The sequence below is a fragment of the Campylobacter anatolicus genome, assembly GCF_018145655.1.
In the GTDB taxonomy this organism is placed as follows: domain Bacteria; phylum Campylobacterota; class Campylobacteria; order Campylobacterales; family Campylobacteraceae; genus Campylobacter_A; species Campylobacter_A anatolicus.
The window spans coordinates 512,109-534,327 of record NZ_JAGSSY010000001.1 but is presented as its reverse complement, the minus strand read 5'-3'; the positions used below and the strand labels follow the sequence as shown (position 1 = coordinate 534,327).

The 22,219-nt window shown below is 35.7% G+C and carries 19 protein-coding genes and 1 tRNA gene; 17 read left to right on the top strand and 3 right to left on the bottom strand.

Annotated features, from left to right (window positions below):
* Positions 1 to 44: 44 nt before the first annotated feature.
* The 7 genes from yedF (at position 45) to KDE13_RS09500 (ending at position 8,982) form a co-directional block, all read left to right on the top strand.
* Positions 45 to 647 carry a sulfurtransferase-like selenium metabolism protein YedF gene (gene yedF / locus KDE13_RS02670; RefSeq protein ID WP_212141566.1) on the top strand — a complete coding sequence of 201 codons (603 nt, stop codon included), beginning with the start codon at positions 45 to 47 and terminating at the stop codon, positions 645 to 647.
* Positions 644 to 1,675: a selenide, water dikinase SelD gene (selD, locus tag KDE13_RS02665; protein WP_212142772.1), complete on the top strand. Its 1,032-nt coding sequence runs from the start codon at positions 644 to 646 to the stop codon at positions 1,673 to 1,675. The genes yedF and selD overlap by 4 nt, the downstream gene beginning before the upstream one ends.
* Positions 1,676 to 1,764: 89 nt before the next feature.
* Complete coding sequence (locus KDE13_RS02660) at positions 1,765 to 5,877, top strand: EAL domain-containing protein (RefSeq protein ID WP_212142771.1); 4,113 nt, start codon at positions 1,765 to 1,767, stop codon at positions 5,875 to 5,877.
* A complete protein-coding gene (locus KDE13_RS02655) occupies positions 5,870 to 6,736 on the top strand; it encodes an ATP phosphoribosyltransferase regulatory subunit (RefSeq protein ID WP_212141569.1) in 867 nt (288 codons plus the stop codon). The genes KDE13_RS02660 and KDE13_RS02655 overlap by 8 nt, the downstream gene beginning before the upstream one ends.
* Entirely contained in the window at positions 6,733 to 7,983 is a 1,251-nt protein-coding gene (locus tag KDE13_RS02650; RefSeq protein WP_212142770.1) for an adenylosuccinate synthase, read from the top strand. The genes KDE13_RS02655 and KDE13_RS02650 overlap by 4 nt, the downstream gene beginning before the upstream one ends.
* Positions 7,980 to 8,408, top strand: coding sequence for a flagellar FliJ family protein (locus KDE13_RS02645; protein ID WP_212142769.1), 429 nt, complete (start codon positions 7,980 to 7,982; stop codon positions 8,406 to 8,408). The genes KDE13_RS02650 and KDE13_RS02645 overlap by 4 nt, the downstream gene beginning before the upstream one ends.
* Positions 8,401 to 8,982, top strand: coding sequence for a MotE family protein (locus tag KDE13_RS09500; protein ID WP_338083703.1), 582 nt, complete (start codon positions 8,401 to 8,403; stop codon positions 8,980 to 8,982). Before KDE13_RS02645 ends, KDE13_RS09500 begins: the two co-directional genes overlap by 8 nt.
* A gap of 740 nt (positions 8,983 to 9,722) precedes the next feature.
* Here KDE13_RS09500 and KDE13_RS02635 read toward each other — a convergent pair.
* The 3 genes from KDE13_RS02635 to mraY all read right to left on the bottom strand — a co-directional run bounded on the left by KDE13_RS02635 (position 9,723) and on the right by mraY (position 12,261).
* A tRNA-Phe gene (locus tag KDE13_RS02635) sits at positions 9,723 to 9,798 on the bottom strand.
* 60 nt (positions 9,799 to 9,858) lie between these two features.
* Entirely contained in the window at positions 9,859 to 11,049 is a 1,191-nt protein-coding gene (murD, locus tag KDE13_RS02630; protein ID WP_212142768.1) for a UDP-N-acetylmuramoyl-L-alanine--D-glutamate ligase, read from the bottom strand.
* Positions 11,050 to 11,196: 147 nt separating this feature from the next.
* Positions 11,197 to 12,261 carry a phospho-N-acetylmuramoyl-pentapeptide-transferase gene (gene mraY, locus KDE13_RS02625; RefSeq protein ID WP_212142767.1) on the bottom strand — a complete coding sequence of 355 codons (1,065 nt, stop codon included), beginning with the start codon at positions 12,259 to 12,261 and terminating at the stop codon, positions 11,197 to 11,199.
* Between the two features lie 80 nt (positions 12,262 to 12,341).
* Here mraY and gpmI point away from each other — a divergent pair, with 80 nt between their 5' ends.
* The 10 genes from gpmI to KDE13_RS02575 all read left to right on the top strand — a co-directional run bounded on the left by gpmI (position 12,342) and on the right by KDE13_RS02575 (position 21,436).
* Positions 12,342 to 13,808: a 2,3-bisphosphoglycerate-independent phosphoglycerate mutase gene (gpmI, locus tag KDE13_RS02620; RefSeq protein ID WP_212142766.1), complete on the top strand. Its 1,467-nt coding sequence runs from the start codon at positions 12,342 to 12,344 to the stop codon at positions 13,806 to 13,808.
* Positions 13,809 to 14,006: 198 nt separating this feature from the next.
* Positions 14,007 to 14,750, top strand: a complete 744-nt coding sequence (gene fabG, locus KDE13_RS02615; RefSeq protein ID WP_212141575.1) for a 3-oxoacyl-ACP reductase FabG — start codon at positions 14,007 to 14,009, stop codon at positions 14,748 to 14,750.
* A 104-nt stretch (positions 14,751 to 14,854) separates the two neighbouring features.
* A complete protein-coding gene (acpP, locus tag KDE13_RS02610) occupies positions 14,855 to 15,088 on the top strand; it encodes an acyl carrier protein (RefSeq protein WP_212139964.1) in 234 nt (77 codons plus the stop codon).
* A gap of 36 nt (positions 15,089 to 15,124) precedes the next feature.
* Positions 15,125 to 16,336 (top strand): beta-ketoacyl-ACP synthase II, encoded by a 1,212-nt coding sequence (locus KDE13_RS02605; RefSeq protein ID WP_212139965.1) that lies wholly within the window; start codon positions 15,125 to 15,127, stop codon positions 16,334 to 16,336.
* Positions 16,337 to 16,338: 2 nt separating this feature from the next.
* Positions 16,339 to 17,274: an acetyl-CoA carboxylase carboxyl transferase subunit alpha gene (accA, locus tag KDE13_RS02600; RefSeq protein ID WP_212139966.1), complete on the top strand. Its 936-nt coding sequence runs from the start codon at positions 16,339 to 16,341 to the stop codon at positions 17,272 to 17,274.
* An 11-nt stretch (positions 17,275 to 17,285) separates the two neighbouring features.
* Positions 17,286 to 17,894, top strand: coding sequence for a riboflavin synthase (ribE, locus tag KDE13_RS02595; protein WP_212139967.1), 609 nt, complete (start codon positions 17,286 to 17,288; stop codon positions 17,892 to 17,894).
* Positions 17,858 to 18,613, top strand: a complete 756-nt coding sequence (gene pgeF, locus KDE13_RS02590; RefSeq protein WP_229203759.1) for a peptidoglycan editing factor PgeF — start codon at positions 17,858 to 17,860, stop codon at positions 18,611 to 18,613. Before ribE ends, pgeF begins: the two co-directional genes overlap by 37 nt.
* 2 nt (positions 18,614 to 18,615) lie before the next feature.
* Complete coding sequence (locus KDE13_RS02585) at positions 18,616 to 18,831, top strand: acetyltransferase (RefSeq protein ID WP_212142765.1); 216 nt, start codon at positions 18,616 to 18,618, stop codon at positions 18,829 to 18,831.
* Between the two features lie 59 nt (positions 18,832 to 18,890).
* Positions 18,891 to 20,036, top strand: coding sequence for a beta-aspartyl-peptidase (gene iadA, locus KDE13_RS02580; RefSeq protein WP_229204334.1), 1,146 nt, complete (start codon positions 18,891 to 18,893; stop codon positions 20,034 to 20,036).
* 632 nt (positions 20,037 to 20,668) lie between these two features.
* Positions 20,669 to 21,436 carry a DUF4198 domain-containing protein gene (locus KDE13_RS02575; RefSeq protein ID WP_212141577.1) on the top strand — a complete coding sequence of 256 codons (768 nt, stop codon included), beginning with the start codon at positions 20,669 to 20,671 and terminating at the stop codon, positions 21,434 to 21,436.
* The last annotated feature ends 783 nt before the right edge of the window (positions 21,437 to 22,219 follow it).

The following is a 22,219-nucleotide window of genomic DNA, read 5'->3' as shown; positions in this document are numbered from 1 at the left end:
TTTTAGCTTCGCGGTGCGAATTTGACAAATTTAAAAGGAAATATATGCAACTAGACTGTAGAAATTTGGCTTGTCCTGAGCCGGTTATCAGAACAAAACTTACATTAAACACACTAAAAGATGGCGAAAGCTTAGAAATTTTATTAAATTCACTTGCATCTTATGAAAATGTTTCAAAATTTCTTACATCTTTAAACCAAAAATTTGATCGGTATGAGCTTGGTAGTGGCGAATATTCTATAAAAGCCATCAAAAGCGGTGTTGTGAGTGCAGATACTGACGTAAGTGAATATACTTGTGAAGTCGCACCAGCAAAAAGACAAAAAGTAGTTTATCTAAACGAAGAGAGAGCTGGTAGTGGCGAGGTCGGTATGGGGCTACTTTCTAAATTTTTAGGTGCATTTTTACAAGTTGAGGATAAACCATATGCGGTTATATGTGTAAATAGTGCTGTTAAGATAACAACTGATCGCTCGCATGTTAGCTTTAGACCGCTTAAAGATCTTGAAGCACAAGGTGTTAAAATTTTAAGCTGCGGAAGTTGTCTTGAAGCCTATAAGCTAGTTGATAAACTAAGCGTTGGCGAGATAACAAATGCCTTTGAAGTGGTTGATATTTTGAGTAAATTTGATGAGATTAAGCTATGAATTATAACGATAAACGTCTGACAAAATTTGTCCGTGCTGCTGGTTGAGCTGCCAAGATAGACCCGTCGGGTCTAGACAAGAGTATAAGTGCGTTAAATTTAGGACATCCAAATTTGCTAACTGGCACTACAAACAACGAAGATGCAAGTGTTTTTAAGATAAACGATGATCTTGCACTAGTGCAGACACTTGATTTTATCACTCCAGTTGTTGATGATCCGTATCTTTACGGACAGATCGCTGCAGCAAATTCGCTAAGCGATGTGTTTGCTATGGGTGGACGCGTAATAAATGCCCTAAACATCGTAGGATTTGATAGTTGTAATGTCGAGTCTGAAAGTTTAGCTGAGATAATGCAAGGCGGTGTGTCAAAGGTATGCGAATGTGGCGGGACGGTTGTTGGTGGACACTCGATCACTACTCCTGAGATGTATTATGGGCTTAGCGTTACCGGATTAGTGCGTCCAGATGAATTTTGGGCGAACAATACCGCACAAGTAGGTGATGTGCTTTTGCTTACAAAACCGCTTGGAATGGGGGCTTTAAGTACTGCGATAAAAGCAGATATGCTTAGTTTAGAGCGTATTAAAGAGGCAGTATTTTATATGTCACAACTAAATTTTTATGCTGTTGGTGCAATGAACGGTATAAAGGTCAGTGCAGCGACTGATATTACTGGATTTGGCTTTTTAGGGCATCTTAGTGAAATGGGACGAGCAGACATAAGTTTTGAAATTTTTACGCATGAGGTGCCTATTTTAGCCAGTGCAAGAGAGATGGCTAGTATGGGGCTTTTGCCAGGAGGAAGCTATAAAAATCGTAAGTTTGCGTCTAAATTTATCCAAAGTGGGGAAGCTGATATGCTGCTTTTTGACGCACAAACTAGCGGGGGACTGCTTATAGCTGTATCGCAAAAAGACGCAGAGAATGCCAAAAATAGATTGATACAAGCTGGATATGAGCAAACGCGTATTGTTGGCGTAGTAAATGAACGCAAAAATGGACAAAATCTTATAAAATTAGTATAAATATCTGTAAAAATTTAATAAATAATGCTAAAAAAAGTAAATTTTAGATACAATAAAATCTTAATAAGCTTACGAGGTTTTAAAAATTTATGAAGCAAAGAAAAGTAGATAATACAAATTTGCAGATAGTTGCAGGGTTTTATGCTAAAAATTTATTAGCAGTTCTTGCATTTATAGGGCTTTTTTTGTTTGTTTTCATAAATAAAAATAGCGATATAAAACACAGTATAGAGAAGTTAAATTACGAAGTACAAAGCTCTATTAGACAAAGCATAAATGTTATAAAAAACGATCTTTATATCAAAGCAAAAATGCTTAATCAGGGTATTCAAAGTGATATTTCTATCATAAATAGTGATAGTATAAACAACATTTACTCATCATTTTACATACTCGATCAAGACTTAAATGTCATAGTAAAATATGAATCCAAAAATACCCATAAAATAGAAAATTTTAATATGCAGTGGTTGAATGGATTAAAAAGTAGGCATTTTATTGTATCGGATAGAATTTATAAAAGTGGGCGGTTTGAAGCAGTATTTGCAGCATATAAAGTAAATGATAACAGATGCATTGTTGTTGAGATAAACTCTAAATTTCTAGATAATAGCATAGGCAATGTCTTAAAAGAAGATAAAGATGAGGCTTACTTGCTCGATAAATATGGTAATCTCTTAAATAGTAAATTTAATAAAAATTTTAACCTTGATATCTTTTCTAAGTTTATAAGCATGGGTGATGAATTTAGCGAGAGAAATACGATATTTTCGTTATTTGATATAAATATTGCATCTATTGATTATATGCGAGATCTTGGAATTTTTGTTGTCACTAGTTCGAATCAACGTAGTAAAATATTTTTTCAGTTTATTTTATTGGCTTTTAGTTGTAGCTGTTTTTTGGCGTTTATCGTACTTTGGATACGAGATGTGAAATTTATAAAAAATAGCATACTAGACCCACTCGAGAATATATCAAAATTTCTTCATGATAGAGGAAAACGACCAAAAATAGATATGATGATAAGAGATCTAAGGCTTATAACCGTAGCGATCGATGAACTTTATAAAGAGGTCGATCTTGCAAATTTAAATCTAGAAGAGTACAAAAATCGTTTTGATTGTATTTTTGAGCAAAGTTTTTTGATCATTATCGTTTATGACTCATACACCGGTGATATTATCGATGTAAGCGAAGCTGCACTTAAATTTTACGGATATAGTCGCGATGAGATAATGGGGCTAAATATCAAAGATATATATAAAGGAAATTTTGGTGACGTAGCTTACAAAAGACGCGAAAGCATAGAGGGTTTTAGACCGTTTAAGCTGACACACACGCTAAAAAATGGCGAAGAACGTGAAGTAAGCGTTGTAAGCTCACTTATAACATTAAAGGATAAAAAGCTAAATTTCAATGTTATAACTGATGTCACACAGGAAGAAAAACTAGAAAAAAATAGTGAAATTTTACAAAGATATATGCCGATATTACCAAGTATAGTTATGATAGCACGTAAGGACGAACCGTTTATTATCCAGCAAAAAGGTGGTAATATCGAGCAAATATTTGGATTAGATAAATTTAAAAGTGAAAACATCGATATACGAACACTAGTTAGCAAAGAGAGAGTGTATGAGTTTGTTAGTAAAATAAACTATGCTAAGGAACTATTTGCACTGACAAATGGCGAGAAGGATACGCTTAAGTTTGATACAAGCTTTATTGCTTGTGATGGAGAGAGGCGTCCATTTGGCGTATATGTAAAATTTGTGCTTGATGATAATGGCATATTTGATCGGATTATATACCATATAAGCGACATAAGTGAATTAAAAGAGCTTGAAAGGCGATACGAAAAAGAGCAAATTTATAATAAAAATATCATCTGGGCAACTCAGGCAGTGGAGTTTGAATGGAATCAAAATAGCAATATCATACATATAGACAATAAATTTGCAAATATGCTAGGTTATAGTAATATAAATGAGCTTGGAACGCTTGACTTTGAACATTTTAAAGATCTGCTAGTCGATAAATTTAGTAGTTTTAACGAGATGTTTGACAAAATCGCTATCAAAAATGGTGTATACCTTGGAGATATTAAATTTTATATGACAAACAAAAGTATCGTTTGGATAAGTTTAAGGGCAAAGGCTCTTGAATTTGACGAAAACGGTGAACCGACGCTTATAAGTGGTGTAGCCATAAACTCAACTCAGCAAAATGAAAATTCGCTATATCAAGAGATGCTTTCAAGATTATTTTCATATGCCAAAGATGGCGTAGCTGTTGTAGGAATAGATCGTAAGATAATCGATGCAAATGAAGCTTTTAGTGATATGAGTGGCTATAGGCATGATGAGCTTGTAGGTAAAGATATATTAAGTATAAAATCTGGCTTAAACGATATTGGATTTGATAGTAAAATTTTATCAGATATAGACAAAAAAGGCTTTTGGCAAGATAGAGTTTGGAATAAAAATAAACTTGGAGAAAATAGTCTAGAGATAATGAATGTCTCGCCTATAAGTTTAACAAATGGGTGTGTGCATTGCTATGTTATCATCACATCAAATATAAGCGATGTCAAGTCGAATCAAGACTACTTAGAACATATCGCATATCACGATCCACTGACTCGTCTTCCAAATAGATTTTTATTTTCTCACAAGCTTGAAAATATCGTAGTAAATTTAAAAGATGACGAGTCTGTAGCGATAGCATATCTCGATCTAGACGGCTTAAAAGCGATAAATGATACTTACGGACATTTGGCTGGAGATGCGTTTTTGATAGAAATTTCATCACGTATTGATAAGCTTTTTGATGAACGTGATATGTTTGCACGACTTGGTGGAGATGAGTTTGTAGCGATATTGCCATATAAAAGGGCTGGAGAGGTCTATGAGATCGTTGAAAATATGCTGCGTATTGCAAGCGGTGAAGTGGAATTTGATAAAAATAAGCTAAAGATAAGTGCAAGTATTGGCGTGAGTATGAGTGGACGCAATAAAATAAGTCCAGAAGATCTGTTAGAACAGGCTGATTGGGCGATGTATCAGGCAAAACTTGGTGGTAAAAATAGATATTATGTATTTAATCAAGCTAAGGATAGAAATTTCAAAAATCAATACGAAGATGGCTCAAAAATTTTAAAAGCCCTAAAAAATGATGAGTTTTTCTTGGAGTATCAGCCTACAATTGATATAAAAACAGGCAAAATAGTTAGCTTTGAGGCACTCATTAGATGGAATAGTCAAAATGGCACGATTATCTATCCGGAGAATTTTTTAAATTTGATCAAAAAACAGTTTATAGTTGATGATGTCGCGATATTTACTATCAAAAGGGCGTTGGAAGCCCAAAGCGTTTGGTATCAAGAGGGTACAGACGCAAAAGTGTGTGTAAATCTAAGCATAGATCAGATCTGCGATGATGGGTTTTTTAATAAATTTAGCGATCTTTTATCATCGCATACAGATCTTAACGCAAATGCTCTTTGTATCGAGATAATCGATGCAAATGCGGCCAAAGATCTAAGCTTCTCTGGTAAATTTATGCAAAGATATAAAAATTTTGGCGTTAAGTTTGTCTTAGATGACTTTGCCTCTCGCTCAAGCTCTTTTGAAGCACTTACGCATCTACCGATAGATAGTATAAAACTTGATAAAAAGCTCACTGATGGGCTATTTAAAGAGTGTTCGTCTTTTATGATGTTAAAGGCCATTAAGGAACTATCTGAGACATTTGAGTGTAAAGCAAGTGTGAAAAATATCGAAGATATAAATACGCTTAATATGCTTATTAGATTTGGGTATGACGTATTTCAGGGTAATCTAATATCAAAACCACTTAAGCTTGATGAAATTTTAAAATTTACGTTTGTTGGATTTGACGGGCTAAATTTAGATGAAGAGCTTAATCAAAGTGAGTTTGAAAGACTAAAAGAGTGTGTGAAGCTGCGAGAGTATGCTTTGCAAATTATCTCAAATTTAAAAGATGCAGGTTGCACTGAGTTAAAATATGAGCTTATAACAAAGTTAGAAAACTCGGATAGTCGTTATACAAACATCACACGTGAGCTTATCGCGGCATTAAAATCAGAGCAAAAAAGCGAGGCTTTAGAGTTTGCTAAATATGCAAAATCAATGTGCGATGAGCTATTAAATTTAGAGCAAAAGGACGTTGATGAGTGAAAATTTAAATGTCTATGAGCATGAGATACCAGTTGGAAGTCGGCTTTACTTTGGTAAAAGTGCAAAAGTCAAGCGATATATAGAGCAAAAGGCGAGCGAGATACTAGAAAATGATGGATTTAGCGAAATGGTGACGCCTTTTCTTAGTTATCATCAGCACCTTAGCGTCAACGCTACGCAGCTTTTGCGTTTTAGTGATAGTGCGAATCACCAAATTTCACTACGTGCCGATAGTACTGTAGATGTTGTGCGTATAGCACTTAGACGACTTAAAAATGGCGAATATAAAAAATGGTTTTATATACAACCTGTCTTTCGTTATCCTAGTCTTGAAGTTTATCAAATCGGTGCAGAACTTATAGGCGATAGCGATGTAGCAAAGAGCGTAAAATTAGTAGCAAATTTATTAAATGAGCTTGAGCTGGATGTGTGTTTGCAGCTTAGTAATATCGAGATCCCGCACGTCATTTGTAAGATTTTAAATTTACCGATTGAGATCTTTGAAAAGGGGCAGATCGAGCAAATTTTAAATCAAAATGTGGATTGGCTCAATAAACTTGCTCTTTTAAGTTCACTTGATGATCTTGATAGTGTCAGCAAGGTCGTGCCAGATGAGCTAAAAGCACCGATTGAGCGACTAAAAAGCTTAGCTGTAGTAGCAGGATATAAAAATTTAAGAGTTGTGCCACTATACTATTCAAAAATGAAATATTACGATAAGCTATTTTTTAGATTTTTAGATACAAACGCGATATTAGCAGGTGGCGGTAGCTATGAAGTAGATGGTATTGCAAGTAGTGGCTTTGCTGTATATACAGATGCATTGATAGAGAAATTAATAGATAAGGATATGAAATGAATAAAGCTGATTTGGTTGTTGGAGTCCAATGGGGTGATGAAGGCAAGGGTAAGATAGTTGATATGCTCGCAGGGGATTATGATATGATATGCCGTGTTCAAGGTGGTCATAACGCAGGTCATACGATCTGGGTAAATGGTGTAAAATACGCACTTCACCTTGTGCCAAGCGGTATTTTACATAAAAATATAATCAATATCATCGGCAATGGTGTCGTCGTAGCCCCGAGTGCTTTGATAGCCGAGATGGCTCAGTTTGATGAGCTTGAAGGAAGATTTTACATAAGTGATAGAGCCCATTTAAATTTAAATCATCACTCGCTAATAGATCAAGCAAAAGAGCGTCTAAAGGGCGATAAAGCGATAGGTACAACTGGCAAAGGTATAGGACCTGCATATGCAGATAAGATCAGTCGTGGTGGACATAGAGTTGGAGAGCTACTCGATCCTGAAAAGCTTTGTGCGTCATTGGTTGATGATTTTGCTACAAATAAGGTCATCTTTGATGCACTTGGTATAAAAATTCCATCCAAAACCGAGCTACTTGATAAGTTAAAGGGCTACCGAGACGCTTTAGCACCATTTATCACAAACACAACTCGCCTTGTTTGGAATGCTATGGATAATAACAAAAAAATTCTTATGGAAGGTGCTCAAGGCACACTGCTTGATATAGATCATGGCACATATCCATATGTAACTAGCTCTAGCACTGTTAGTGCAGGAGCTTGCACTGGCTTGGGATTAAATCCAAAAGAGATAGGCAATGTAGTTGGTATCATCAAAGCTTATACCACGCGTGTTGGTTTTGGGCCATTCCCAACAGAAGACAAAACACAAGTTGGTGTCGATATGTGCGAGATCGGTAAGGAGTTTGGCACGACTACTGGTAGACGACGCAGATGTGGCTGGTTTGACGCTGTGAGTGTTAGATATGCTGCTAGACTTGATGCGGTGGATAAATTTGCACTGATGAAGCTTGATGTACTTGATGGTTTTAATAGCGTAAAAATTTGTAAAGCATACGAATATAAAGGTGATATCATAGATTACGTACCAACAGATCTTGAAAACGCTAAGCCAATATATGAAGAGCTTGAAGGCTGGGATAGTGTCAAAGGCATAAATAGATACGAAAATTTACCATCAAATGCAAGAGCTTATATCGAACGTATCGAAGAGCTTACTGGTGTAAAAGTAGGCTTTGTCTCAACTAGTCCCGAAAGAAGCGATACTATCATAAGATGAAAAGTAAATTTAGCCAAGTCGTTCGCGTCAAAAAGCAGACATTAGATCGTATAGAAGCACGATTAGTGTCTGCTCGTGCAAAGGTCGCAAATTTAGAGCTAAATGCAAAAGCATTACGTGCAAAGCTAGATGAGATAAGTATGCCACAAAGTGGAAAGATGAGTGAGTTAAAACAAAATTTAGAGCTTTTACGGATAATGCGTGATGAACTAGACGATATAAAAGAGCGACTTGAACTAAGTAAAAAAGAGGTAATGCATGTTGAGCATCAGTATAAAAATGCAAATTTGGACTTTGAAAAGATTAAGTATTTGGAGCAAGAGGATTTTAAACGTGAAATAAAACGTCAGAAGCATCTTGAAGCAGTCACACTTGATGAGTTTGCAATTATGAATTTTGGTACAAAAGGTGTTATTAGTGAGTAAAATTATATTTTTATTTGCTTTTTTAGCTGTATTTTTTAATCACGTATTAGCTTATGATATACCTGTGGACTGCACGCAAATTTTTGAGGCTAGAAAGGCTGAAATTTTAAAAGAGATGGAAAAAGTTGATGAACAACGTCAAGCACTCGAAGCGTTTCGTGCAAGCACTCAAGCTCTTTATGATGATAGTTTGGCAAAGCTAAATAAAAAAGAGGCAGATATAAATGCGACTATGAAGACAATAGAGCAAAAACGCAAAGATATAGACACTCAAATCGCACAAAATCAGAAAATTTTAACTGAGCTTAGAGCTATGACAACTGATAAAGTAAATGAATCTTATTCAAAGATGAAAGATCAAGCTGCTGCGGACATGCTTTCGCAGATGAGCCGTGCTCAAGCTGCAAGCATAATGTATGCGCTTGAGCCCAAAAAAATTTCAACTATAATGGCAAAGATGGAGCCTAAAACTGCTTCTGAGATAACCACGCTACTTACAAAAGGACCGCCGTTTGTTGATATGATTGATGAGACAAAGCTTGACTCGCCAGCTGGAAGTATAAATATACAATAAATTTATAGAACTATCTTTTAATTGAGTTAAAAATTTATGTTTGTTTAGTTAGAACTATACAAAATAGCTTTTTAATTTATAACTTTTCTCACGATTTTCGTAAAAATTTATCATTTTAAATCAAATGCAAAAAAAAGAAATCCGCTAATATTTAAAATGATGGCGACTAAGGAAATCATATAATTTCACTATTATTTTAAACACTAATACCTTCTTATCATAATGCACTATTTTATTATATTTTCTGATGTATATATTGGGCTATAAACTCATCGCCAGGTAGTGCACCCGTTTGTCTTTAGTTAGTAGTGTTACCATCTTCTGCTATTGTTTATACATTAGCTTAAAGATGTGAAATATTCTATTCAAAAAAAGGATATAAGGCACTTTAACGTTGTGTGTGATAAAATATCACTTTTTAAAAATAAAGCAAGTATCCTTTAATTAGCACCTTTAATAGTTGATTAGCTCACTTGTGATGTGTCGCTCCTTACGCGTTAGCCATTTTGCCCTTTTAATGCCATTATCCCTCAAACGTAGTGATATATATTTTTGATTTTTGTCTATACTAAACTAAAACTTTACAAAAATACACATAAAATAACTTAAGAGCTTTGATAAGTGAATAAAGGTTTACAAAGTTAAAAAGACAAAACTGCTTTAAAAACTCATATTTAAGGGCTTTTAGTCGAGGTTTTATTTCGGTTGATAATGGTTAATAAAGGGTAAAAACTAGTGAATGGTGGTTAGAGGCAGAATCGAACTGCCGACACGCAGATTTTCAGTCTGCTGCTCTACCGACTGAGCTATCCAACCACACAATAGTTAAAAATGAAATGTGATTATACTTTTAATTATATTAATTTTAGTTTAAAATTAAAGATCATTTATAAAATTTTTAAATTTCTCGCCACGTTCAGCATAGCTTTTAAACTGATCTAGGCTTGCCGCCGCTGGACTAAGTAGTGCTACTTCACCGATTTTTAGGCTATCATTTATCACTTTTACTGCATTTTGCAGTATTTCGCAACGCACAGCACTTACGCCATAGCTTTGTGCCAAGCTCATAAGTTTCTTGCTATTTGTTCCGATCGTATAAATTTTTACATTTAACCCACACAAAGCCTTGAAAACTGGGCTCATATCCACGCCTTTATCATCGCCACCAAGTATTAAGTGTATGCGTTTTTTGTCGTAGCGTTTTAGTGCTTGTATCGTTGCGTCTATGTTTGTCGCTTTTGTATCATTGACCCATAATCTGCCCCATTTGTCGCGTAGCTCTTCTAGCTTATTACCCTCAATTATAAATTTATTTAGTAGCTCTACACTACACTTATCAATTAAAATTTTCTCCACTGCCAAAGCCAGAAGTGCATCCATTAAAAATGGAGTCTTAAAGGTAATATCGCTTAAATTTACTCCACAAAATTTAGCTAAATCAACTTCATTTTCATATGTGATAATCTTTGCAAATGTCGGTGTGTTGGCGTAAATTTTAGGCAAAATTACAACTGAGTTTTCACGCATAAATTTAAGCGGTTTTAGCTTTGTTTTCTCATACTCTACAAAGCTCCCGTGCCAACTAAGATGATCTGGCGTAATAGGCAAAAGCAAGTATATATCAGGTATGGCAACATTTGTGTAGTGCATGGTAAATGAGCTGGTTTCTAGTATCCAAATTTTAGCCTCTTTGTTAAGTTCGCCAAGTGGAGTGCCGACATTACCGCCCATTACCGCTCCAAGACGAGCTAAAATATGTTGCATCATCTTTGTAGTAGTGGTTTTACCATTTGTGCCACTTATCCAGATATTAAATGGAAGTGGAGCGAAGAAGTCATATTCACTTATCAAATTTCTAGCCTTTTTGATAAGCTCGTGGTTAGGAGATATGCCAGGACTCGTTACTTCTAGATAGCTTTTTTTAGGATCAAATTCGCTAACTGGCAAAAGTATATTACCAAACTCATCAGTTGAGCTTTTGCTAAATTTATCATCAAAAATTTGCCAACCACCACTTTTAGCGATCGCCTTTGTTGTCGTGCCGTAGCCAAATAGACTTCTTTTCATTTTCTTATTTTATTACCTTCTATATTAATATCCGAACAATCTCTTTAGCTTTGTAATATTTCTTGTCTAGTTTCTCTGCTTAATAATTACTTCGTATCTTTTTTGCTAAGTTAAAATTTTAACCCTGTTTCTTCTCTCATCGTGATTTTAGCGTAGTTTTATTGCAACGAGTGCGATTAAATTTGACAAAAGTGCAACCACCCAAAATCTCACTATGATTTTATTTTCTACCCAACCCTTTATCTCAAAATGATGATGAATAGGTGCCATTAGAAATATCCGCTTTTTAAAAATTTTAAAGCTTCCAACTTGCAAGATCACGCTAAGTGTCTCAACAACAAAGACAAAACCGATAAGAATAAGTAAAAATTCATTTTTTGTCATAATACCCATAAGTCCTATGAATGAGCCTATACTTAAACTCCCGCTATCACCCATAAAGACCTCGGCTGGGTAGCAGTTAAACCATAAAAATCCCATAAGTGAGCCAATTAAAGCGGAGCAGATGATGATGGTCTCACCTAGATTTATAACCTTTGGTAAAAATAAATACGAGCTAAAAACGGCGTGTCCGCTAAGATATGCAAAAACACCTAGTGTAAGGAGTGAGAACATACTAGGTACAGTTGCAAGTCCATCTAGTCCGTCTGTAAGATTGACCGCATTTGAGGCAGCGACTATGACTAATGCCCAAAAAAACACAGCAAAAATACCTAAATTTAAAATTGGCGTTTTAAGGAATGGCAGATAAAGCTCATTGCCAAGCTCACTATAAAAAAATAGCAATAAAGATACTATAAGAGCAAGAATGCTAAGACAAAGCATTTTGGTGCGTGGTTTCATACCGGCATGGTTTTGAGCTCCTAAAATTTTACCAAAATCATCATCAAATCCAATCGCACAAAAGCCAATGAGTGTGATGAGTGATACGATGACATAGATATTATCAAGTTTAGCACAAAGCAAGGTAGCTACAACGGCAGTAAAGATAAAGACCAAGCCACCCATTGTGGGAGTTTTACCTTTTTTTTGATGGCTTTGTGGTGCTAGTTCATAGATGGGTTGACTTGCATTTTTTGTTCTAGCCCATTGAATAAATTTTGGCATAAGATAGGTTGTTAACACAAATGCGATAAAAAATGATAGTCCAGCACGAACAGTGAGGTATTGAAAGAAATTTAAATTTGTAAGTTCATAAAGATAGTAAAACAAAATTTTGCCTTTTTATTGTAAAAAATGGTTATTTTAGTATAATGTCGTTAAAAAAAATATAAAATTCGGAGAAATTTTAGATGGCACAAAAGACTATTTTAGTCATCACTGACGGTATCGGTTATAATCCAAGTGATAAATTTAACGCCTTTTCAATGGCGAAAAAACCGAGCTTTGAGTGGCTTTTTAAAAATAGTTCAAATACGCTCATAAGCACATCTGGACTCGCTGTGGGGCTTCCTGATGGGCAGATGGGTAACTCAGAAGTAGGGCATATGACGATAGGTTCTGGGCGGGTTTTGTATCAAAATTTAGTTAAAATTTCACTCGGTTTTGAAAATGGTAGCTTTGCTAAAGATGAGAAGCTTTTAAATTTATTTAAAAAATGCAAAAATATCCACGTTATAGGGCTTTATAGTGATGGTGGGGTGCATTCGTTAGATAGCCATTTTGACGCTATGTGTGAGCTTGCACAGCAAAATGAATGTGAAGTTTTTGCTCACGTTATCACTGATGGGCGTGATGTCGCTCCTGCATCGGCGGCAAAATTTATTAGAAATTTAGAGAGTAAATTTAGTATTGCTACAATATGTGGACGCTTTTATGCTATGGATAGAGATAAGCGGTGGGAGCGTGTTTTAAAGGCTTATGAGACGCTAAGTGATGGAGTAAATCCAAGTGAGCTAAGTCCAAGCGAGTATATCGATAAAAGCTATGCAAACGGTGTAGTGGATGAGTTTATTATCCCTGCAAGTTTTAATAAATTTAGCGGTATTAGTGTTGATGATGGAGTGATATTTATAAATTTTAGAAATGACCGTATGCGTGAGCTAGTCGCTGCCTTTGGTGAGACTAAATTTGATGGTTTTAAGCGAGACAAAATTTATAAAAATATCATCACAATGACTGAGTATGATGCTAGTTTTAGCCATCCTGTTTTAGTAGCAAAGCAGAGCCTTAAAAATACACTTAGCGAAGTTATAGCAGATGCTGGATTAAGACAGCTTCATACAGCAGAGACTGAGAAATACGCCCATGTTACATTTTTTTTCAATGGCGGTATGGAGGAGCTAGTAACTAACGAAACTCGTGTGCTAGTGCCTAGTCCAAAAGTGCAGACATATGATGAGTGTCCGCAGATGAGTGCAGTGGCAGTGTGCGAAGCGGTGCTAAAAGGAATTGACGATGGTCAAGATTTTATTGTTGTAAATTTTGCAAATGGCGATATGGTCGGCCATACTGGTAACTTTAATGCAGCAGTTAGTGCGGTGGAGGCAGTTGATATGGCTTTGGGGCAAATCATCAAAAAAGCTCAAGAAAATGGCTATGCATACGTGCAGATAAGCGATCATGGTAACTGCGAGGCTATGTGTGATGAGAGCGGAGCAATTCTGACAAATCATACGAATTTTGATGTATTTTGTTTTGTTCTAGCAGATGGCGTGAATGAGTTAAAGAGTGGGATGGGATTGAGTAATGTAGCGGCAAGTGTACTTAAGATAATGGGATTAGAAATTCCGGTAGAAATGAACGAGCCGTTGTTTTGAAAAATTTCTCTTTTTACCTAATTATTGCATACTGCGGTTGATTTTAGTTTGTCTTTGGTTTTTATAGTAAAAATATTTAAGATAGATTGTATATGGTTTTTTACTGACCGCAAGTGAGTTTATATTATTAAATCACCATAGTGGTTAGTAGAAAATCATAACAAATCCAGCCGAGCTGGGAATTAAGGAGAATAAAATATGAAATTTAGTGGCAAAAACGTGCTTATAACTGGTGCTAGCAAAGGTATCGGTGCCGATACAGCGAGAGTTTTAGCGTCTATGGGTCTAAAGGTTTGGATCAACTATCGCTCAAAACCTGAAATAGCAGACGCACTTCAAGCACAGATAGTAGCGGCTGGTGGTGTTGCTGCTGTAGTAAAATTTGATGCAACAGATGAGGATGAGTTTATAAAAGCTATAAATTTGATAGTTGATAGCGACGGAGAGCTTAGCTATCTCGTAAATAATGCAGGAGTTATCAATGATAAACTCGCACTCCGTATGAAAACAGAAGATTTTACGGGCATTCTTGATGCAAATTTAACTTCGGCTTTTATTGGCTCACGCGAAGCATTAAAAGTGATGAGTAAAAAGCGTTTTGGTGCAGTTGTAAATGTCTCCTCCATCATTGGTGAAATGGGTAATGTGGGACAGGTCAATTACTCTGCAAGTAAGGGCGGAATGATAGCTATGACAAAGTCATTGGCTCGTGAAGGTGCTAGTCGCAATATCCGCTTTAACTGCGTTACACCCGGCTTTATCGAGACTGATATGAATAAAGATTTACCAGAAGAGCTAAAGAAAAATTATGCTGATAGTATCCCATTAAAACGTATGGGAACCGGCGAAGAGGTCGCAAATGCCGTAGCATTTTTGCTAAGTGATCACGCAAGCTATATAACAGGTGACGTACTTAAGATTAATGGCGGATTGTATATGTAAATTTAAATTTTTAGGTGTCTATTTAAAAATTTTAATACATTGCAAGAAAGTTTAAGCTAAAATATACTAAAATCAAGCGAATTTTTAATTATAGGAGAAATAAGATGGCAGTATTTGATGATGTAAGAGATGTTGTTGTAGAACAACTAAGCGTAGATCCTGAGGCTGTAAAGCTAGAGTCTAAAATTATTGAGGATTTAGGTGCTGATAGTCTTGATGTTGTTGAGCTAGTTATGGCTTTAGAAGAGAAGTTTGAAGTAGAGATACCAGACACTGACGCTGAGAAGCTTATAAGTATTTCTGACGTTGTAAATTACATAGAAAAACTTGGTAAATAATTAAATTTTGATACTTTGTTGATTTAAGGAGATGTATTGAAACGAGTCGTAGTAACTGGCATTGGGATGATTAATGCACTTGGGCTTGATAAAGAGAGCTCTTTTAAGGCTATTTGCGAAGGTAAAACCGGAGTAAAGCGTATAACTTCTTTTGATGTGAGTGATTTTCCGGTTCAGATTGCGGCTGAGATTACTAACTTTGACCCACTTAGTGTTATAGATGGCAAAGAGGTTAAAAAGGTAGATCGTTTCATACAGCTTGGCATCAAAGCCTCAAAAGAGGCGATGATAGATGCAAATTTTAGTGAGTTTGATCCAACGAGATTTGGCGTTAGTTCTGCGTCAGGTATTGGTGGATTACCAAATATAGAGAAAAATTCTATCACACTTTTTGAAAAGGGTGTAAGAAAAATTTCTCCATTTTTCATTCCATCGGCACTTGTAAATATGTTAGGTGGCATTGTCTCAATAAATCATGGATTAAAAGGTCCAAACCTATCAAGCGTAACGGCTTGCACTGCTGGAACTCATGCAGTCAGTCAGGCGGCAAAGTGTATAATGATAGGACAAGCTGATCGTATGCTAGTTGTCGGTGCTGAATCAACTGTGTGTGGTGTCGGAATGGGCGGATTTGCTGCTATGAAAGCACTTTCAACAAGAAATGATGAACCGCAAAAGGCTTCTCGTCCATTTGATGCTGAGCGGGATGGCTTTGTTATGGGTGAGGGTGCTGGTGCCTTGGTGCTTGAAGAGTATGAGGTTGCAAAGGCAAGAGGAGCAAAAATTTATGCTGAGCTTATAGGTTTTGGTGAAAGTGGAGATGCTTATCATATCACATCTCCGACGCTTGAAGGACCATTGAGTGCGATGAGACAAGCATATAATATGGCTGGTGGCATAAAGATTGATTATGTCAATGCACACGGCACTTCAACGCCTATCAACGATAAAAATGAAACTGCAGCACTTAAAGAGCTTTTTGGTGCAAATGTTCCACCTATTAGCTCCACAAAGGGGCAAACTGGACACTGTTTGGGTGCAGCTGGTGCGATAGAGGCAGTTATTGCTATAATGGCTATGCGTGATGGCATAATACCGCCAACAATAAATCAAACCACGCCAGACAGTGAATGCGATTTAGATTATGTGCCAAATATTGCTAGACGTGCAGATCTTAAAGTTGTGATGAGTAACACATTTGGCTTCGGTGGCACAAATGGCTCTATCATATTTAAAAAGCTGGGCTAAATATGTCAAGTTATTTAGACTTTGAAAAGAGTATAAAGCAAATAGATGATGATATAGCAAATGCTAAAATAAAGGGCGATGAACACGCAGTTGAAATTTTAAGTAAAAATTTAGAAAAAGAGACTGCAAAAGTCTATAAAAATTTAAATGAGTACCAACGTTTACAACTTGCTCGTCATCCTGATAGACCCTATGCAATAGATTATATAAAGCTTTTGCTTATCGATGGTTACGAGCTTCACGGCGATAGGGCATTTCGTGATGATCCTGCCATTGTATGTTATATCGGTTACATTGGCGGTAAAAAGGTGATGGTGATCGGAGAACAAAAGGGCAGAGGAACTAAAAATAAACTTAGACGCAACTTTGGTATGCCTCATCCTGAAGGCTACCGTAAAGCACTTCGTTTGGCAAAAATGGCTGAGAAATTTAACTTACCTATACTATTTCTCATTGATACTCCGGGTGCTTATCCAGGTGTTGCAGCAGAGGAACGTGGGCAGAGCGAAGCGATAGCTCGTAACCTTTATGAGTTTGCAAATTTAAAAACCCCAACTATCGCAGTCGTTATAGGCGAGGGCGGAAGTGGTGGAGCTTTAGCTATAGGTGTGGCAGATAGACTTGCCATGATGAAAAACTCTGTATTTTCAGTTATCTCGCCAGAGGGCTGTGCAGCGATACTTTGGAATGATCCAGCTAAACAAGAACAGGCCACAAAGGCTATGAAGATAACAGCCGATGATCTGAAAAACTTAAATTTAATAGACGCTGTCATATCTGAGCCAATAAATGGTGCTCATCGTGATAAAAATAGTGCTGCTAAGGCACTTGCTGATTATTTTGTAACACAGTTAAATGAGCTTGAAGAGCTAAATGTAGATGAACTCATATCAAAAAGAATGGATAAAATTTTGTCCATCGGTGCATATGAAGAGTAAATTTATACAAGATGTTTAACGGGCTTATACGTGAGATCGCGGAAGTTAAAAGCTACGAAAATAATATCTTAACTCTTAAGGCTACACATAGACCAAATTTAGGAGACAGCATCGCTATAAATGGTGCTTGTCTAAGCGTCATAAAAATATCAAATGATGGTTTTAGCGTCGAGTTAAGTGCAGAGACCAGATCGCATTTAGCAGTTGAAAATTTGAAAGGACGCGTTCATATTGAGCCAGCGATGAGACTAGGCGATCGCATAGATGGACATTTGGTGCAAGGACATATTGATGCGATTGGTGAGATCAGCAAGATTGTCAAGATAGAAAATGGCGTTGATATTTATATAAAAATTCCACATAAGATTATGCCATTACTTGCAAACAAGGGTAGTATTTGCGTTGACGGTGTTAGTCTTACGATAAATGAAGTATTAAAAGACACTATAAGATTAACCATAATTCCTATTACATTTAATGAAAGCTTATTTAATGAGTTTAAAATTGGTCGCAGGGTAAATATAGAAACAGATTTGCTTGCACGATACGTAGCTCATCAGCTTGGGTTTAAAAAGGAGCTCACTTGGGAGCAGGTGGAGCTGATATCAAGTTTGTATTAAGCTCAGATATTGCTGTGGCAGGGTTTAGCTCACGTTTTGGCGGAGTTAGTACCGGAGCTTATGAGAGTTTAAATTTAGGTTATCACGTTGGTGATGATAGTCAAAATGTCACTAAGAATCGTGAAATTTTAGCTTTAAGTTTAAAAATTTTATCTGAGCGAGATGTAGTAAAAAATAGTCCAAAATCCCAACCAATACTTAAATTTATGCAACAAATTCACTCAAATAAAGTTGAAATTTTAAGAAATTTTGATGATGAGTTGCCGCCTTGCGATGCCATAATAACAAATCTAAAAAATATCGCACTTTGCGTGATGGTAGCGGATTGTTCGCCGATACTTCTTATCGATGAAAGAAGTCAAGTTGTCGCAGCGATACACGCTGGACGAGCTGGTGTGTTAAATAAAATTTGCACGAATGCTATAAATTTAATGTCTAGTGAATTTAAGTGCAAAAGCAAAGATATTAAGGCTTTTATCGGTGCAAATATAAAATCTAACTGTTATGAGATAGGAGATCTCGATCTGGGTGAGTTTAATCGCTATAAAAACGGCAAAAATTTTAGTCTAAATGATGCTATTTTAGATGAACTTACTAAACTTGGTGTAACGCATATAAACATTGATGCGACTTGCACGCATTGCGATGAACGTTACTTTTCATATAGACGTGACGGCGTTACTGGTAGATTTGCTGGATTTGTCTATTTAAAAGGATAAAAATGGGTTATGAGAGCTTTACAACAAGGGATTTACGAGTGATAAAGATTGCTGAAAATGCTAAGAAATTCGGCGATGAGAGACTACAAAATGAAGCTGTTATAAAGACACTTATAAACATAGTAAAATTTGATCTAAATAGCGATGAACGCGGTAAAATAGCAGACATTTTTAAAATTTTAATATCGACTCAAGATAGCATTCAGCTTAGCAAATAGATTTTAATATCCTTAAATTTGGTATAATTGTAAAAATTAATTTATCAAAAAGGGTTAAAATGATGAAACTTCTTAAAAATGCAAAGCTTTACACGCCAAAATTTCTCGGTGATAGCGACGTTTTAGTGGGAGGCGGTAAGATTTTAGCTATCGGCAAAAGGCTTGATTTTAATATCCAAGGTTTAGAGATATATGATGTAAGGGGTGCTATTTTAACTCCAGGTCTCATTGATAATCACGTGCATGTTACAGGTGGTGGCGGTGAGGCTGGATACCACTCTCGTACACCTGAAATCACGCTAAGTGAGCTGACGCGTTACGGTATCACGAGTGTTGTTGGTGTTCTTGGAACCGATGGCTGTACTAGAAGCTTAGAAAATTTATATGCTAAGATTAAGGCACTGGAATTTGAGGGTATCTCAACCTATATGCATACTGCAAACTACCGCTATCCTAGCATTACGCTCACAGGTAGCGTGATAAATGATCTTGTGCTTATAGATAAAGTTATAGGCGTAAAGATAGCCATCGCTGATAATCGCGGTAGCTTTGTAAATGCAGATGAGTTAATCAAGCTCGTCTCAGATATCAGAATAGGCGGTATGATAAGCAAAAAAGGTGGTGTATTGCATATGCATATGGGTGCTTTGAATGTCAAATTTGATGATATTTTTAGATGTGTTAAGGATTATGGATTTTTAGTGCAATACTTTGAGCCGACTCACTGTGGTCGCACGAAAGCGTTATTTGAAGAGGCGGTAGAGTTTGTAAAAATGGGTGGTTTTATAGATATTACTACAGGCGGGAGTAAATTTGCTCCTATACACGAGATAATTGCTCATGGGCTTGAGCATGGGCTTGATATTAGTAAGGTTTCTCTAAGCTCGGATGGTAATGGCAGTGTGCCTAAATTTAACGAAAAAGGTGAACTCATAGGATATGGTAGTGCTTCGTGTGCGTCAAATTTGACTGTGCTTAAAGAGATAGTAAAAAACGGAGTTTTAAGTGTAGAGCAGACTTTATCGTTGATGAGTTTAAATATCGCTAAGTTTTTAAATTTAAATGGCAAAGGTGAGATCAAAGTTGGTAATGACGCAGACTTTGCGGTGTTTGATAGCGAATTTAATATCCTTAGTGTTATGGCAAAAGGGGAATTTATGGTGCGTGATGGAGAGGTTATAAAAAAGGGATTTTTTGAAGCTTAAAATCAGATCTAATATAAAATAAAACGGCAAATTTTAGCTATAAATCTTATAAGTTTGCTACTTTATTTTTACGTTATTTGGATTAGCGAGTATTGTCATAAATACCTATTAAACATAGGCACAACTTTTGTATCTTCGCTATTTGCATTTATATCGTCTGCAAATTTATAAGCCATTTCATTTGGCATTTTATTGATCTTGAGCTAGATGATTTTAGAATAAAGTTGTCGCTATACACTAAATCGATAGTTTTTGTTGCTAAGATTGGATAATTGCGTCTTTTGTAAATTTACTGACTCATAAAATGTGATCGCTTTTATATGACTATTTTTCATTGCATTTTTTAGGCGATTGCTAATTTCTAAAAAGATATCAAAAATAGCAGTTATCGTGAGAGATACTGTAGCTTGTATAGCGTGAAACGATGGGACCAATCAAGTATATAGACTAGAAATTTACTCCTTAAAAATATTAGCAAGTATCTGTTTGCATTGGCTAGAATTTGATATAAAATATAAGCATGATCTTTATGCAAAGTTTTCTACGAAGTGCAAAACTATAACGCAACTTAGTTGCAATTAAGAAAAACTATGTTACTATTTTGATTTTAAATTTCAAAATAGGAGAGTAAAATGAGAGTAAATAAATTACTTTTGTCTTTGTTAATAGGTGGAGCATTTGTATCCGCAAATGCCCACGATTTCTGGCTAAATGCAAAAAATGATAAAGTTTTAAACCTGCAAATAGGCTACGGACATGAGTTTCCAAACGTTGAGCCTATATCTGAGAAACGTATAGGGCTTTTTGAGGCACCATATCTTTTAAAAGATGGCAAAAAATTTGAAGTTAAGCAAAAAGGTGAAAATTTTAACTTTGAAGGCGAAAAGGTCACAAAAGGCTCGTATCTAGTCGTTGGTGAGTATAAGCCGACATTTTGGGTAGAGAAAAATGACGGTAAATGGGATATGAAAGTGACTAAAAAAGATATGAAAGATGTTAAATACTGCGAACTTGCGAAAATGAGTGCAAAAGCTGTGCTAAACGTAGGTGGCGTGGCAGATGAAAGTGTTGTAAATCCTATTGGACAAACGCTTGAGATAGTCCCACTTAGTAACCCTGCAAATTTTAAAGTAGATGAGTTTTTTGGTGTCCAGGTACTTTTTGAGGGCAAACCTTTGGCGGATGTTGATGTGGGTGTAATCTCACCATATCTTGAAAATACTCACGATAATGAGCAACGTGCATTTTGGGGCAAGACAGATAAAAATGGACGCATAAATATCAAACTTTTCAAGACTGGTGAGTATGCGGTTAGTGTGCTACACAAAACACCATATAAAGACACTGCAGAATGCGATGAAAACGTGTATGAAAGCACTTTTAAATTTAATCTGAAATAAATTTAAAAATTTTTATGTAAAATAGTCCAAATTTTTTGAGTAAAGATGAGAAAATTTGGACTAAATTTAATAATAACTTTATACATTTTTACTGCATATAGCTTTACTACAGACACTCTTTATTTAGGCTGATTGTATAAAATAAAACACAACTTATAAAATAATATAGATTACACAGCCAAACTAGATGTATTGATTGGTTAAAGTAAGCCTACATAGTGTTAAACAAGTAAATTTATGAAAGATCAACAGTATTTATCCTAGAGTAGATGTATTAAATATTCGTGCCCGTGATGGCGATGTTACGAGAGTTTGTGTATATATGGTTGGTTTTTACGTGGATGCAGACGTAAAAGGATTATAAAAAGACTAGCGGGTTTTATTGTTTTACTAAAGATTATAGGATAAAAGTAGTGGTGTGGCTTAACAATACGCAATAGTGCACCAATCTAAAACTTACACTATATGGCTAGAAAAAGCAGAATTAAATATATACTTTTTATGATACATTTATTATACTTTTATATGTGTTAGTTTAAATAAATTCTAAAAAATCATAATGCAATTTCCTTTCTTTTGGCTTTAATTCTTAATTATAGTAATATTAAAATTCTTAAAAAATTAAAACTTATTAAAATGACAAAACTAATTATGAACTTTACTTGTCTATCTACTTAATTTAGTTTAAATTTAGATATTTTTCAGTATAATCCCCTTTCATTTCACACGCATCAATCCTAGAAAAGTTGCAAACTCACGTTTGTTAAAGGGTGCGGAGGAATA

Coding starts and splice junctions, on each gene's coding strand:
- gpmI (WP_212142766.1), top strand. CDS start 12,342: ATGGCACAAAAGACTATTTTAGTCATCACTGACGGTATCGGTTATAAT.
- KDE13_RS02650 (WP_212142770.1), top strand. CDS start 6,733: ATGAATAAAGCTGATTTGGTTGTTGGAGTCCAATGGGGTGATGAAGGC.
- murD (WP_212142768.1), bottom strand. CDS start 11,049: ATGAAAAGAAGTCTATTTGGCTACGGCACGACAACAAAGGCGATCGCT.
- iadA (WP_229204334.1), top strand. CDS start 18,891: ATGATGAAACTTCTTAAAAATGCAAAGCTTTACACGCCAAAATTTCTC.
- ribE (WP_212139967.1), top strand. CDS start 17,286: ATGTTTAACGGGCTTATACGTGAGATCGCGGAAGTTAAAAGCTACGAA.
- yedF (WP_212141566.1), top strand. CDS start 45: ATGCAACTAGACTGTAGAAATTTGGCTTGTCCTGAGCCGGTTATCAGA.
- KDE13_RS02645 (WP_212142769.1), top strand. CDS start 7,980: ATGAAAAGTAAATTTAGCCAAGTCGTTCGCGTCAAAAAGCAGACATTA.
- KDE13_RS02585 (WP_212142765.1), top strand. CDS start 18,616: ATGGGTTATGAGAGCTTTACAACAAGGGATTTACGAGTGATAAAGATT.
- KDE13_RS02575 (WP_212141577.1), top strand. CDS start 20,669: ATGAGAGTAAATAAATTACTTTTGTCTTTGTTAATAGGTGGAGCATTT.
- acpP (WP_212139964.1), top strand. CDS start 14,855: ATGGCAGTATTTGATGATGTAAGAGATGTTGTTGTAGAACAACTAAGC.
- KDE13_RS02660 (WP_212142771.1), top strand. CDS start 1,765: ATGAAGCAAAGAAAAGTAGATAATACAAATTTGCAGATAGTTGCAGGG.
- accA (WP_212139966.1), top strand. CDS start 16,339: ATGTCAAGTTATTTAGACTTTGAAAAGAGTATAAAGCAAATAGATGAT.
- fabG (WP_212141575.1), top strand. CDS start 14,007: ATGAAATTTAGTGGCAAAAACGTGCTTATAACTGGTGCTAGCAAAGGT.
- KDE13_RS02655 (WP_212141569.1), top strand. CDS start 5,870: ATGAGTGAAAATTTAAATGTCTATGAGCATGAGATACCAGTTGGAAGT.